At 39.3% G+C, this 14,574-nt stretch carries 14 protein-coding genes; 7 read left to right on the forward strand and 7 right to left on the reverse strand.

The window, feature by feature from the left end; translation table 11 throughout:
* Window positions 1-32 precede the first annotated feature (32 nt).
* Complete coding sequence (locus tag EHO58_RS07140; protein WP_244241092.1) at window positions 33-1,244, forward strand: aminotransferase-like domain-containing protein; 1,212 nt, start codon at window positions 33-35, stop codon at window positions 1,242-1,244.
* 59 nt (window positions 1,245-1,303) lie between these two features.
* Here the strand turns inward: EHO58_RS07140 and EHO58_RS07145 are convergent, their stop codons facing one another.
* Window positions 1,304-1,600: a hypothetical protein gene (locus EHO58_RS07145; RefSeq protein WP_135679476.1), complete on the reverse strand. Its 297-nt coding sequence runs from the start codon at window positions 1,598-1,600 to the stop codon at window positions 1,304-1,306.
* 114 nt (window positions 1,601-1,714) lie between these two features.
* Window positions 1,715-2,095: a phasin-related domain-containing protein gene (locus tag EHO58_RS07150; RefSeq protein ID WP_100708913.1), complete on the reverse strand. Its 381-nt coding sequence runs from the start codon at window positions 2,093-2,095 to the stop codon at window positions 1,715-1,717.
* Between the two features lie 293 nt (window positions 2,096-2,388).
* Between EHO58_RS07150 and EHO58_RS07155 the strand changes: the two genes are divergently transcribed.
* Window positions 2,389-3,501 (forward strand): hypothetical protein, encoded by a 1,113-nt coding sequence (locus EHO58_RS07155; protein WP_135679477.1) that lies wholly within the window; start codon window positions 2,389-2,391, stop codon window positions 3,499-3,501.
* Window positions 3,502-3,503: 2 nt separating this feature from the next.
* Here the strand turns inward: EHO58_RS07155 and EHO58_RS07160 are convergent, their stop codons facing one another.
* The 4 genes from EHO58_RS07160 to EHO58_RS07175 form a co-directional block, all read right to left on the reverse strand.
* On the reverse strand, window positions 3,504-5,369 hold the full coding sequence (locus EHO58_RS07160; protein ID WP_135679478.1) for a motility associated factor glycosyltransferase family protein: 1,866 nt from the start codon (window positions 5,367-5,369) through the stop codon (window positions 3,504-3,506).
* A complete protein-coding gene (locus EHO58_RS07165) occupies window positions 5,366-7,180 on the reverse strand; it encodes a penicillin-binding protein (protein WP_135679479.1) in 1,815 nt (604 codons plus the stop codon). The genes EHO58_RS07160 and EHO58_RS07165 overlap by 4 nt, the downstream gene beginning before the upstream one ends.
* 92 nt (window positions 7,181-7,272) lie before the next feature.
* Window positions 7,273-7,869, reverse strand: a complete 597-nt coding sequence (lepB, locus tag EHO58_RS07170) for a signal peptidase I (RefSeq protein WP_135628183.1) — start codon at window positions 7,867-7,869, stop codon at window positions 7,273-7,275.
* 28 nt (window positions 7,870-7,897) lie between these two features.
* Entirely contained in the window at window positions 7,898-9,088 is a 1,191-nt protein-coding gene (locus EHO58_RS07175) for an acyltransferase family protein (RefSeq protein ID WP_135679480.1), read from the reverse strand.
* Between the two features lie 167 nt (window positions 9,089-9,255).
* Here EHO58_RS07175 and EHO58_RS07180 point away from each other — a divergent pair, with 167 nt between their 5' ends.
* The 5 genes from EHO58_RS07180 to EHO58_RS07200 all read left to right on the forward strand — a co-directional run bounded on the left by EHO58_RS07180 (window position 9,256) and on the right by EHO58_RS07200 (window position 14,160).
* Window positions 9,256-9,795, forward strand: coding sequence for an LIMLP_15305 family protein (locus EHO58_RS07180; protein ID WP_135628181.1), 540 nt, complete (start codon window positions 9,256-9,258; stop codon window positions 9,793-9,795).
* 58 nt (window positions 9,796-9,853) lie between these two features.
* Window positions 9,854-10,846, forward strand: a complete 993-nt coding sequence (locus EHO58_RS07185) for an SPFH domain-containing protein (RefSeq protein WP_135679481.1) — start codon at window positions 9,854-9,856, stop codon at window positions 10,844-10,846.
* A gap of 3 nt (window positions 10,847-10,849) precedes the next feature.
* A complete protein-coding gene (gene thrC / locus EHO58_RS07190) occupies window positions 10,850-12,202 on the forward strand; it encodes a threonine synthase (RefSeq protein WP_135679482.1) in 1,353 nt (450 codons plus the stop codon).
* Between the two features lie 99 nt (window positions 12,203-12,301).
* Entirely contained in the window at window positions 12,302-13,036 is a 735-nt protein-coding gene (locus EHO58_RS07195; RefSeq protein ID WP_135628178.1) for a hypothetical protein, read from the forward strand.
* Between the two features lie 38 nt (window positions 13,037-13,074).
* Window positions 13,075-14,160, forward strand: a complete 1,086-nt coding sequence (locus EHO58_RS07200) for an LIC10486 family protein (protein ID WP_135679483.1) — start codon at window positions 13,075-13,077, stop codon at window positions 14,158-14,160.
* On the opposite strand, the gene EHO58_RS07205 is transcribed toward EHO58_RS07200, so the two are convergent.
* Window positions 14,153-14,539 (reverse strand): VOC family protein, encoded by a 387-nt coding sequence (locus EHO58_RS07205; protein ID WP_135679484.1) that lies wholly within the window; start codon window positions 14,537-14,539, stop codon window positions 14,153-14,155. The genes EHO58_RS07200 and EHO58_RS07205 overlap by 8 nt on opposite strands.
* Window positions 14,540-14,574 lie beyond the last annotated feature (35 nt).

Consider the following 14,574-nt stretch of genomic DNA (forward strand, 5'->3'; position numbering starts at 1 on the left):
ATCTCAATATAATGTATAAACCAAATAAGAAGATGGGCAAGTTAATTCTAGAAAATGGATCCGAAATTTTCAGACCTTCCGCAAGGGCTGAAAAAACTCCTGCATCCGTTACCAGAGATATATTAAAAGTGATCGATACACCGGGAATGATCTCATTCGCAGGCGGACTTCCAGATGATTCTTTATTTCCTATCCAAGATTTAAGAAATATTTTCGAAAATTCCGTTTCTAAAAAAGGAGCGAAACTATTCCAATACGCGGACACTCAGGGACATTCCGACTTACGTGCTTGGATCTCTGATCGATATTATCCCGGCTCTTCCGCAGAAGAAATTCTTTTGACCTCGGGTTCCCAACAAGCGTTGGATCTACTCAGTCGTTATTTTATTGAAGAAGGTTCCACGATACTTTTAGAGAGACCAAGCTATTTAGGCGCCATCCAAGTGTTCTCTTCTTATGCACCATCTTTCCTAGGGATCAATTATGGAGAAGAAGGTCCGGATATGGAAGAATTAAAGTATGCTCTGGCTACTTCTTCCGGAAAACCCAAATTTTTTTACTGCATTCCTGATTTTCAAAATCCTTCTGCGTATTCCTATTCTTTAGAGATCAGAAATTCTATCTCAAAACTACTCTTAGAGAATGGAGTTCCGATCTTAGAAGATACCGCTTATAGAGAATTGTACTTCGAGGAGCAACTTCCGACTTCTTTATGCGAACTAGGTCCGGATCACACAATCTCTATCGGAACATTCTCAAAAACACTTGCACCTGGATTGAGAGTTGGATGGATCAAGGCACCTAAAAAGATCCTAAAAGATCTGATCATACAAAAACAATCCATGGATCTACATTCACCTAGTTTAAACCAAGAATTAGTTTATGGATTCGTATCTTCTTCCAAATATGAAGAACATCTATCTTTGATCCGGAAAACCTACCAAAACAAATCAAAACATACATTTGATTGTTTGCAGAAAAATTTTGGAGATTCCATTCCTTTACAAATTTCTAAAGGAGGACTGTTCTATTGGTTGGAATTCCCACAAGAGATCAATACGGATCTACTTTTCCAAAAATGTTTGGAAAAGGGACTCGCTGCAGTCCCAGGATCTTCCTTTTTCGTAGGCAAACCGGAAAGAAATCATTTACGCTGGAATTTCTCAAATGCTTCCGAAGAAGAAACAAAACTCGGAGTGGAAAGATTATTCGAAGTTTATACTGAGATACGGAGTATATTTTAGCTTTCTTCGAAAAAATACGAATCTAGTAGGAGATAGATAAGATTTCCGTAAACTTTAAATTATAACCACCAAGGTTCCCAGTCGGATTCCTTATCACATTTTTGGTCATCATACGTCGTCGCCAAAATTATACATTCCGAGAATTGTCGATTTTGCTCTTCAGTCGGTTCGTCGGACACCAAATATAAAGAACATATAAATTGAGAGTCGCTATGTATTTTTTCGGAATCACATACGTATCTTTTACTAACACCTGGACCATAACAGGAAAATAAAAAAAGTAAGTTCGCGCAGAGAAGGACAATCTTAGAAGAATAAGGTCTGGAGCTATATTTTTCTTTTATAATTCGATTCACTTTATATTCAAATAAAGTGTAACATGAAAAATAGAAGTTATTTTCGGGAAAGAAGAGGAAAAAATTTTCGGCGGGAGGAATCCCCCGCCGATATGGAGGTTCAAAAGGCTTTGATTAAGCAGTTTTTTTAGTTGGAGCAGCAGTCTTTTTAACTGTCTCAGTAACTTCGCTAAATTTTGCCTTGATAGCTTCGATTTGTTCAGCAGGAACTAATTTCTTAGCTTCTTCTGCAATCTGGTTATAAACTTCAAGTGCCTTAGCGCGAGAATCTTCGTAAGTTTTAGTAGCAGCAGTAGATAATTCTTTAGCTTCGTTTAAGAATTTGTCTACGAACTCGCGAACACGAACAGATGCTTCGGAATTGTCGGAAGCGCCTTTAGCTGCGAGTTGTTCAAAACTCTTAGTAAATTCTGCTTTCGCTTTATCCAGACCTTCTTGTCCACTTTTAACCAAACCAAGACCTGCGTTCAGTACATCTAGAATTTGTTTTTCCATTTTTAGCTCCTTGGCGCACCGTTGTGCGGCGCACAATCCATTTATAGTGCGTAGCACAAATAGAGTCAACCAAAAAACGAAAAAAAGTTTCAAAGGCGGATTTTTAGTCTACTTACGCAATAAAACGCCATTATAGCATATTTTTACTAAGATTTGGATAAAATCCGTTGTGCAAGGCGGATTTGCGCGGGGTTATTTACAGGTTATGCACATTTGCTAACCTCCGAATCTACTCTTTGCAGAAAACATAGCTGATCTTATTTCCTCACTTTGGAAAATTGTGCCCAGATAAAATGAGAAGATCCCTATTTTACTTATTAATACTTTTCTGTTTTTCGTCCTGCTTTCTTCACCATGTAAATATTGAAGGAGATATCTATGGGGCAAAATCCATTTTTCATAGTACTCCTTCAAACAAAGAGATCCTTCCAGTCAGACTCGATTTTAACCCTCCTACAAAAGAAGAGGTTATTAAAATGCTGCATGACAAAGGATCGAATCAAACTCCGACAGATGAATTTGACGGATACCTTTCGACGGAGATTATCTCAAAATTCCAAAAAAGCCAAAAGTTCCTAATATCATCAAATTCTAATATAAAAATCAAGATCGTTCCCATGGTGGATGATGTAAAACCTCCATTATTGACTATGATCGGTTTTTTCTTCACTATAGGAGCGTTTCCTGCAATTTATAGGACTTACGGATCGGTCTCTTTCGAATTGTATGATCAGGAAAAACATAAGACTATAAGAACATACAAGTATTCCGTAAACCATAGAATAATTTTCGGTTTAGCTCCCATACTATTGGGTCCCATTCTTTCAACGTTTACGGATAGATTCGATCACTCTACATCGGATAAAACCTATTCGATCATGAGAGTCGTATTTGCTCAGTTCGAATATGATCTATTCAAGGACATTCGAGAATCGAAAGAACTTGCTTCCCGCTTTTTTTCGACGAACGAGTATAATCACGCTCTAATCGTCACTTCAAAATCCGTTAAAGATGAGCCGATTATTTCCAGCATTTATTCCGAACTAAATAAGAATTTCATAAAATATGGAATTTCAATATTGGAAAGGAGAAGGTTGGATCAAGTTATAAATGAAATCCAGCTTTCCTTGACCGGAATAACGCAAGGACGTGATTATTCAAAACTGGGAAAACTTTTACAAGCCGATCGGTTAATTTTAGTCGAAGATCTGAATATAACTTCCGCAACCACCGACGTTTCAGGAAGAATAAATTTTAGCATCCGTTGTGTGGATTCCGATACCGGAAAAGTTATTTGGTCGGAAAAAATAGCCGAAAGTATACTTCTTTCCGATACGGTAGATACGGTAGTGAGTAATGTTGCTCGCAAATTAGTGCAAAAATTAAAACAAAGTGGCGAAATATAATTTTATACTAAAAAACGCCTCACAGCCTTACTGATCAGCTGTAGATTCATTTCCGTACTCTTTTTTAATCCGGAATAAAGTAGAAGACTCTTTTTTGCGACCGCAAGTCTTTCATTCTTCTTCTCTTCTAATGTAAGTTCAGTGTCGTAACCTTCCGTAATCGCTAAGATCACTCTTTGTAAGCTGATCCCTAAAAATTCTGTGAGTCCTTTTTTAGAACTGATCCGATCGTCTATTACAGAAATCTCATGTAATGCTTTTCGAATAGACTCTTTATCCTTTTCCCCGTTTTGGATGAGGTCATAAATTTTTTCGGAAAGAACTTCTCCTGTAGAAACTTGTACTCTGAATTCCTTTAACTCGGTGCGGATTTTGTTTAATTCTTCCGATACTTTTTTGCCGTCGATCTTAGAAGATAGAAGGACCAGGATCTTCTCTTTGATCTCAAAAACCTCTTTTGTATTCGAAGGATTTTGTTGAAACCATTCTTTAAATGTAATATTCTTGATACCTTCGAGCTTGGCTCCGTCTTTTCCCAGATTGGCCCAAGGGCGATCTTTTTGTCTTTCTTCGAACCATTTTTTGAAGATTAGAAGTTTCTCATTGGTCCTAAGTTTTTTCCCTTCCACAGATTCGATCCACTTAGGGGGTAAAGCGGTCATTTGTTTATAATTATGATGCTCTCTTCTTTGGGTTCTGGATTCCAAAAAATTCAATCTTTCTTCTAAGATCGCTCCTTTACAATGTGCCTGAGAACCGGGAAAAGAAAGGTCTTGCCCCAAAAGTAAAATGGATCTCGCATCCATCTTCTCCGCAAGACTAGCTGCATTTGTAGAAACGGAACCTCCGAAATCCACTGCCCCCAACCCATTTTCGGAAGCATTCTCTAAAAGTTTGATCCAGGGAAAAGGGGAAGAAGTCAGAAAATGATTTTTACCTATATAAGGCATTCTTAATGAATGATAGGAGGTAGTGGGATCGAATATAAATTTTGTATTTCCGGAATATCCTTCTAGATATTTCGAATTTAAGGGTTGAGGATCCACACTAAATACAAGATCCGGATCTATTCCCGATTTTTGTAGGATAAGAAGTGCCGTATCTACTGCGATCAATAGAAAATTTTCTCTATATTCTTTCAGTTCTTGTAAGGATAGATAGAGAGAAGGCCCAGCACCACAAACAACTATATCCACCTTAGATTTGCATAAATCGAATAATCCGTTTATAGGCTGCATATCCACAAGTTCAGGAAGATTCCGGATAAAATTCCCGGTCCAGACCTTCTCGAATCTGGTTAATGTAGCAGTGTTTACGTCTTTTTTATGAAAGAATGTCTCGGCTAAAAATCTAAGTTCTTGGTATTCTTCCTTCTTCCATTGTAAACTTCCTCTATGAGGAATAAAACTTACGGGATAACCTGAGATCCCCTTAAAACCTTCGTAAAATGCGGATTCTTCGTATGGAGGAAGAAATATCCTTAACTTCCCGGAAAGGATCATGGGAGAAAAATCGAAAAGCGAAAATGCCGCCTTGATAATCTCCGGAAAAGGTTCCATCCATACGCATATTATTTTATCAAATCCTAATGTATATTGTATGGAATAACCGAGACCTGCTCCGAAAAACAGAAACGCTCTTTCTTCGTCACCTTTTTTCAGATCCACAAGTTGCCTTTCAGCTTCCTTACGCGGATCCATAGAACTATGCAAAAGGACATTACCGATCTTTAAACTAGGATCTTCCGTTTTTGTAGGAACAATCTCAAAATCGATCCGGGAAGATCCAATCCTCTCAGAGGCTTCCGGCGCGAAGCTGCGGAGTGAGGCCAAATTTTTTTCAAGTAAATCCGACCTAAATTCTTTCATTGGAAGAATACGTTTATCCTTTTACCTTCATAAGATGAACCAGGAGAAGGATCTTGTTCATAGCAGAAGCCGCTTCCGTGAAGTTTATAAGGAACTCCCAAAGGAGCTAATAATTCCACTACTTCTCTTTTACTTCTTCCAACCAGATCAGGTATACGTTCTGATTTTGCAGTAAGAGGTTTTCGTTCCAACTTAGGAAGATTAACATTAACCGTTCTTTCTCCCTGTTCTATGATCGGTATAATATTCTCCACCACTTCCCTGAATACTGGAGCTGCGAGTCCTCCTCCAGTATGGCTATCTCCTTTAGGTTCGTCAAAAAGGATTAACCCGACCACTTTAGGTTTGTCTGCGGGGAAAAATCCCAAAAAGGAAGCGGACCATAATCCATCTTGGTAACCTCGGCCGGAAACTGCCTTTTGTCCCGTTCCTGTTTTTCCTGCGATGGAATATTCTTGTATGTACGCATTTTTTCCTGTTCCGGCTTGTACAACTCTAGTCATTGCTTTCAATAATCTTTCGGTGGAATATTCTTTGATACCTACCGGAGTTTCTTCGGATTGGAATTCTTGTAGGACTTCTCCATAAGAATCAGTGATATGGGAAACTACTCTAGGCGTGATGAATCTTCCTCCGTTTACGATGGAAGCTGCAGATGCGACTAACTGGATCGGAGTTACTGAAATTCCTTGCCCGATCGCCATGAACATCGGAGTAGTCGGAGTCCATTTGTTTAAGATAGGCATATACCCGACGGATTCGTTCGGTAGAAGTCCGGCTCTATCTCCGAAACGGAATCGTTTCATATATTCATAAAGTACGTCGTTCGGTATCTTTGCGGCCGCTTTGATAATTCCTGCATTACATGAATATTGTAATATCTCTTCGAGATTCACTTTTCCGTGAACATGGGTACACTTGATCCTTGTCTTTCCATAATCCACATATCCCGGACAATCGAATTTTTCGTTGGGGTGTATTAAGTTTTCGTTAAGAAGAATACTTGCCAGGAAAATTTTCATGGTCGATCCGGGTTCATATACATGCCGGATCGCCCAATTTGTGTGGGAATATTCTTCGAAAGATGAATAACGGTTCGGATCAAAAGAAGGAAAACTGGCCATTGCCAATATTCTTCCGGTATGGATCTCCATCAGAAGTCCTACTGCTCTTTTTGCTCCTGCTTCTTCGAATCTTTTTCCTAAAGATTTTTCTAATTTGAATTGGATAAGTCCATCCAGAGTCAAATGTACATTCGCACCTCTTGCAGAATCTGCTTCAGTAGGTGTCATCAATTCTTGATTATAATAATATTCTAGACCGGAGAGAGCTTTATCATCGTCCATCCCAGTAAAGCCGACAAGACTTGCGGCTAAACTTCCGTGAGGATAAACTCTTTTAAATTCCCTTTCCCTTCTCACTCCAGGAAGGGCCATCTCCATGATACGACTTGCAGTTGTATCATCTATCTCCCTTTTCAAAAGAAAATATCTGCTTTTTTCTCTGATCAGCGACTCTATCTTCTCGGGAGGAATATCTAGATAAGGAGAAATTTGAACCGCAGTGAAATTCGGATCATAAACATTTCCAGGATAGATCCCGATGGTAGAAGAATCAATGGACAATGCCAATTCAATCCCTCTTCTATCATAGATAGCTCCTCTTAAGATCCTTTCTCCATTCTTGAATGCGATCTCTCTATCGTTAAAAAATACTAGATAACCTACTCTGACTAAAAGCCCGGAGAAGAATACACATAGTAGAACGAATAAGATGGTGAATCTTTTTCGATTGAGAAGGTTATAATCCATCAATGAATGAGCCGCTTTTATAAATTTCGGTCTTTTTCAGAATGATTAAAGAGCTTTTCTAGTACAAGTGAAATCCGAGGTGGAATAATGGTTTAAAAGCTGGAGATTACCTTCCCTCTCAACTTTTTGAAAGGAATTAGGCCATAATTTCTGGAATCTGTGGAGAATTCTCGGTTATCTCCCAAGACCAAAACGTAACCCGGTGGGATCCTACCTGAGTCTCCTATACCTATATTTCCAGAGACTCCGATCACGGGTAGAATAGATGCAGAAGGAGCTTGGGTCTTATAGCCTGAATTCAAGAAGGGTTCTTCTAAAGAAGAGTCATTTATCAAAATTCTACCTTCTGAAAATCTGAAAAAATCTCCGGGAAGTCCTACTACTCTTTTTAAACTTAGTTCTGCTCCAATCCCATCCAAAACTAATACATCAAATCTATCTACATCAGGCTCTAGAATATATAAAACCCAAGGACCGATCTGAGCAGGAAAACCCCACTTTTTGACCAAGACCCAATCGTTTTCTTTATAACTAGGCATCATACTTGTGCCGCTGATCAGGTAGAATTGGATCACAAAAATCCTAAAATATAATATGAAGAATATTGCAAATAAGATCGGAAAAGAAAGTTTGATCCAACGAAATACGGAATGCCTGATCGAACGGATTATATCTGAATCAAATTTCATTGTACTATTTCGTATTTATTGGACGAGACTATACAGTCTTAGCCTCGTTCTTATTTTCCAAAACTTTCGGTTTTTCTTTCCACCAGATAAAAGGTTGCTCTATCAGTAAAAAAATCGGCCAAGAAACCAAGATCGCAAAACCAAAACAGATGATAAAAAGTTTAGGAAGCACACTCAAGGTAATTATTGTTTCTCCCCTGAGAGCCCATCCGGTCGCAACCCCCATCAAAGGTATATTCCAAAGATAAACCGTAAATGTTATCCTAGATAATGGGCGAAAGATAGGTAATCCTAAGATAGTTTTAAATATACCTTCTTTCTGGATTGCCAGGAAGATAATTAAAGCCAAGGCGATATTGAAAAAATTATTAGCAAGAGTCAATCGAATGATATGATCCCAATCGAAAGAATAAGAGATCAATATAAACACGATCGCAGTGATTCCGATTATAGAATATTTAAGTTTTCCTAAACTTTCTCCTATCGGTTTATAATCCACATATTCCGCTAAAAGCATCCCGGCGATCATTGAATCGAATCTGTTCTCGGTCCAAAAGAGAGCCTCAGCATTCATTTGACCTTTGGAATATAGATAACATCTAGATAAGAAAGGGATAATATATATCATAGATAATATGATCACTCTGACTTTTCTAGTCTTAGAGAACAAGAAGAAAGGGCCCAAAACTACCATCAAAAAGTAGACCTGCTGCTCTAAGGAAATGTACCAACCAACATCCAAAACTCTGGGAAAGAAGTTGGATAAGAAGATACCGTCAGCCCAAACATAATCCAGCGCCTTCTGCCCTTTCGTTATCAGCCAAAGCAAGTCCGGACTAGGATTTTGTATATGTTTTAGGTTTTCCGATTGTTTATAAAAATAATAATAAGAAAAAGCTAATGCTACGTAATAAGCGGGAAGTATTCGTAAAGAACGGTTGATGATAAACTTTCGATAAGGAAAACTATTTTCTTTTTTATAAGATTGGAGTATACCTCCGTAATTCAGAAAGCCTCCCAATACAAAAAATACATCCACAATAGTGGTTTGGTTTTCCGCAAACCAAGATAACCAAAAAGGCATTTCTCCCATTGCTTTCCGTGAGAAAACCCAAAGATGGTTGGTCATTACCATCAAAATCCCGATTGCTCTGATTCCATTTAATGATTCTATTTCCCCTTTTTTAGAAGCAAAGATGGACAGTATATAGGATTTCATAATGAAGAGATTCTATTTCCTGAATTGAATTAAAAACTATTCAGGTATCTGCTAGCAAGAAATAAATCCGGAGAACTAAAGACCTCAAGTTACGATTTCATGGATATGATACGAAAAGAGAAGTATTTGTCTTGCTTGCGAAGAAAATCCGGATCATTCTTCTGTACATGACTTCTAACAGCCCGATCTCACAATATGTTTCCAGATTCAAAGCGGAGAAAGGAAAGATCTTATCCTTTCTTTCTGCGTTTCCTTTTTATGGAGAAGTCTTAAAGAACCATCAATATTACGAAACGGATAGGATGGCTCGAAATGAATTGTCCAAAAAATTGGATTCTCTCAAGGAACCTATTCGCAGGATCGAAGAAAATTTCGTCCGAGAAAGAAGAATGGACCTAATCGGTTCTACAGAGGTCTTACTTTCTGTCTTAGAAAGGCTCAAAAACGAAATTATTGGAGCAAGTTACGGTTTAAACGGATTAGGTGCCGGTTTCAAAGCGACCGAATCAGAGTTGGAAGCTTTGGCAGAATGGGATTATTCATTGATCCATCATGCAGAAGAATTATCCACAAAAGTAAAATCTCCGAACTTCCCTCCGGAAGTTTCAGTAGACACAGTCCGGGACTGGGTTAGTAGTTTTAGATCCGAATTGGATGAGTTCGATTCCGCCTTAAAAAGTAGAAAGGATGTCTTCTTAAAACGATAATCGAATTTTTGATTTGCCGAATGTTGAGTAGTGAATAATATATTTCCAAGGAGTTCTTATGGCATTAATAGACGTAATAAAATACGAAGGAAAACCGGGAGAGATCGTATGGAAGTTTCCCCGTAACGATATCAGTACCTTCGGACAGTTGGTAGTGAACGAAAGCCAGGAAGCTATCTTTTTTAAAGAAGGTAAGGCTCTGGATATTTTCGGACCTGGAACTCATACTTTAAAAACAGGAAACGTTCCTATCTTAGAAAACTTAGTGAACCTTCCTTTCGGAGGCCAAACTCCTTTTACTGCAGAAGTAGTTTATGTCAATAAGGCTCTTATCCAATTAAAATGGGGAACTCCTGCGCCCATCCAAGTAGAAGATCCTAAATACACGATCACACTTGGAGTAAGAGCAAACGGTGCTTATAATATCAAGATCGTGGACTCCAAAGCATTTGCGGTAGGAGTAGTCGGTGCAAGAGGAGCTTATTCACAAGACGAGGTGGATAGTTTCTTAAGACCAATGATCATCACTAGACTAAGCGATTTCTTGGCAGAAGTCGTTTTAAAATCCGGAGAACCGATCACTCGTCTTAACCAACATTTAGAAGAAGCTTCTTCCGCAGGAAAGACAAAGATCCAACCCGACTTCTCCAAGTACGGGATAGAAGTTTTAGATTTTTTTGTTCAATCCATCAATTTCGATCAGAACGATCCGAATTTCCAAAAGATCCAGAAAATTCTCACAGAGAAATTCGAGATCGATGCTCTGGGCGGAATGTACCAACAAAAAAGAATGTTGGATATAGGCGAAGCTGCAGCCAAGAACGAAGGTGGAAACGCAGGCCAAGGTATGTCCGCAGGTATGGGACTCGGAATGGGAATGAATATGGGGAATATGATGGCCGGTATGATGGGACAAAACAATGCCGGTGGGAATTCCAACCAGAACGATGCAACCGCGAGGCTCACAAAACTCAAGAGTATGTTGGACCAGGGCCTGATTTCTCAGGAAGAATTTGATGCCAAAAAAAAGGACATTCTAAATTCTATCTAAAGTATGAGCCTTACCTTCACCAAGTTGAAAGCGGAATTTCGCTGTATCAACGATTCTTGCGGAGCAACTTACGATCTGAATGATATCGTATACGAATGTCGTAAATGCGGAAGCCTTCTTCAGGTTTCCCATGATATGGGAGCTCTTAAAGAAAAATCAGGTAAGGAATGGAAGGACCTATTCGATTCCAGATTGGGTTCGGTAAAATTTCCGAACAGTTCAGGTATCTGGAACAAAAGAGAATGGGTTCTTCCTCATGTAGAAGACTCGGAGATAGTAAGCTCGGGCGAAGGTCTTTCTCATCTATTTAATTCTGAAAGACTTACAAAACATTTCGGCCTAGGCGGTCTCTGGATCAAACAATGTGGGATCTCCCACACAGGTTCTTTTAAGGACCTAGGCATGACGGTCCTTCTCTCTCAAGTAAAACATATGTTGAATAAGGGAGCCAAGATCAAAGCAGTAGCTTGTGCAAGCTCCGGAGATACTTCTGCGGCTCTTGCTTCTTATGCTGCTAAGGCCGGGATCCCTGCGATCATTTTCCTTCCTGCCGGAAAAGTTTCCCAAGCACAATTGATCCAACCTGTTTCAAACGGCGCAAAAGTAATCGCATTGGAAACGGACTTTGACGGTTGTATGAAGATCGTTAAAGAAGTTACCAAAGAAGCCGGTATCTATCTTGCAAACTCGATGAACAGTCTTCGTATCGAAGGCCAAAAAACAATCGCACCTGAGATCGTTCAACAATTGGAATGGAAAGTTCCTGACTGGATCATTATTCCAGGAGGAAATTTAGGAAACGTATCCGCACTCGGAGCAGGTTTCGAGATGGCAAAAGAATTAGGACTGATAGATAAACTTCCTAGGATCGTTTTGGCACAGGCAGAGAATGCAAATCCTCTCTATCTTTCTTATCTGAAAAACTTTGAAGAGTTCAGTCCAGTTGATGCGAAGCCTACTCTTGCTTCTGCAATACAGATCGGAAATCCTGTATCAGTCCAAAAAGCAATTCGTACATTAAGAAAATTCAATGGGGTTGTGGAACAAGCAAGTGAAGCTGAACTTTCAGAAGCTTCTGCCAAAACCGATCTATTCGGATTATATAATGACCCTCATACGGGAGTGGCAATTGCCGCTTTATACAAACTTATGGGCAAGGGAATTATAGCAAAAGGTGATCAGGTGGTCGTAATCTCTACTGCTCACGGTTTAAAATTCACAGAATTTAAACTCAAATTCCATGAAGGAAAAATCCCGGGAACCGATCAGAAATTGGTTAACGTTATTCGATCCTGTAAGCCTGAGGTAGGAGCCGTCATGGACGAAATCAGCGGTTTCCTACAATTGAAAGGTTAAAATTTTTCATTTTCCGCTGGAAATTCCCGTTCTTTTTTCCTGGGCGTTTTTCGTTTTTTTCTCGTAAGCCCGCCGGGGTCCATATAATCGAGAATCCAAATGTACGAGGGAATCGAGGAACTTCCTCAAGAATTCCTCTTCGAGGTCGAGACGGCCGTAAAAAAAGAAGAGCCAATTTCTATCATTACCTACGTCCTCAGTACCAGGGGCGAAAATAAGCTCAAACATATCATCCAAACCGTCCTTTCTAAATACAAAAGAGAGGATCTGACCGAACTTATATTTACTTCCGCAAAAGAGCTGATCGTAAATGCGACCAAAGCAGCAATTAAACGAGTTCTATTTAAAGAACTAGGTCTGAATATCGCGGACCCTTCCCAATACGATCTAGGAATGGAGTCTTTTAAGGAAAATCTAGTCAGTAGAAAATTTCCCTACTATCGTAGGAAAATGAAAGAGCACGGTCTATTTGTTAAAGTTACTCTGAGCTTCAGTTCGGACCGTATCATTCTATTCGTACAAAATAATTTCACTCTCGCAGTCCGTGAAGAGAAAAGGATCCGAGAGAAGTTCGTTCATTCTAAAGAATTTGACAATCTATTCGAATACTATATGAAATATGGTGATACCACGGAAGGTGCAGGTATGGGTATCACAATGGTGGAAATTTTGGTAGCCCAAAGCGGCTATGACCGCCATTTGTTTACGATCTATAGTCGCCAGGACGAAAATAGAACAGTGGCTAGAGTCGAAATCCCCTTGGATCAGAATTATGTGCCCAGAAGGCAAAGATACCAAAAATGGTTACAAGAAAAGGCTAGCGGCTTAACATGACCTAAAGTTCTCCTTACTTCAGTTAGGTCTTTAGCAATATGGAACAGAATCCTCAGACAAGTAAACTCCAAGAGCAGGCAAATCAAATGAACCTTGCCTTGGAATCCGTGCATACCGAAGAGCAAGCGATCGAACTTATCCAAGGAAAAATCAAAGACGCCTATCTTCTAAAATTAAGGATCGATGTAGAGAACAAAGCCGGCGTTGTTTTAGGATTATTATCCAGATATAAAAACGAATTTTTAGAATTATATTCCTTATTCTCCAACTCTTCCGTAATCAGAAAGATCAGAACCTTCGAAGATTTCGGCCAGATCTCTCATGATATCGCTGAAGCAGCTAGACAAGAAGCTCCCGATCCAGGTCTGTCCGACGCGATAGGAAGAATTCTTCATACTAAATTAACAAAACAAATATTAGAACAATATTATCCAATGTGGGATCGTAATGATACCGCAGCTCTAGTGAATATGCTGGAGAATCAGATCAAGACTACTATGAAGATCAATATGATACGTGTCCAAGCAGATGTGGAATACGTATCTAGTTTGAAATGTAGAGGCAAAAGTTTTTTTGCAGGTATTATCCAATCCATTCCTAAACCACCAGAAGAACCTGCTGAAGGTGCTGCTCCTGTAGAAAATTTAGATCCGGAAAAAGCCGCAGTCATGCGCCAGATCGAAACTATTCGAAAAGGTTTTGGAAGAGTTGTATTAGCTAAAACGATCTTATCCCCGGTTAACGGAATAGATTTCGATGATCTAAACGAAGGAGACAAGATCCTACTACAACTTCCTTCCGTTTCGCCCGAAGAAAAAGCTTTAGCCAAAACTTTAGGTGCTATGGACAAAGATGGAAACGTAAAACCCGTAATCGGTTCTTTCGTAGCGATCGCTTCCGGTAAAAACGAATATCATATTTTTGCAAAAGGTCCTGCAGGAGTTCTTTTACAAGCATTCGAAGAAAGACCAGTTCGTCTTGCCAGACCTAAAACTGCTGCGAATGCTCCTCGCCCTGCAGGTATGGGTGCAAAACAATCCGAAAGTAATAATACCCTCAACTATGCGATTTTGGTTGGAGTAGTTCTACTAGTCGGGCTACTTGCGTTTATTCTTCTTAAATAAACTGCGCGATCTGGATCAGATTCCCACAAGTATCATTTAAGACTGCGAGTTTTACAGGCCCCATTTGTGTCGGTTTCATCGTAAACTCAACTCCGAGTTTATTCAGCCTTTCATACTCTTTCTCTACATCATCTACACCGAAAGAAGTCCAAGGAATTCCTGCTTCCTTTAAAGCCTTTTGAAACGGTTTTGCCGGAGCGAAACCCATAGGCTCTAACAATAATTCCACTCCATCTCTTTGTTCAGGCGAAACAAGAGTGAGCCATCTACCTTCTTCCATTGGAATATCAGTTTTCTTTTCGAACCCTAAAACTTGTGTATAAAATTGAAGAGCCTTTTCTTGGTCATCCACCATCACGCTCATTACTGTAATTTTCATTCTGCATATCTTAAGGATATTGCAGAAATTAGGTC

The sequence above is a fragment of the Leptospira selangorensis genome (genome assembly GCF_004769405.1).
GTDB lineage: Bacteria > Spirochaetota > Leptospiria > Leptospirales > Leptospiraceae > Leptospira_B > Leptospira_B selangorensis.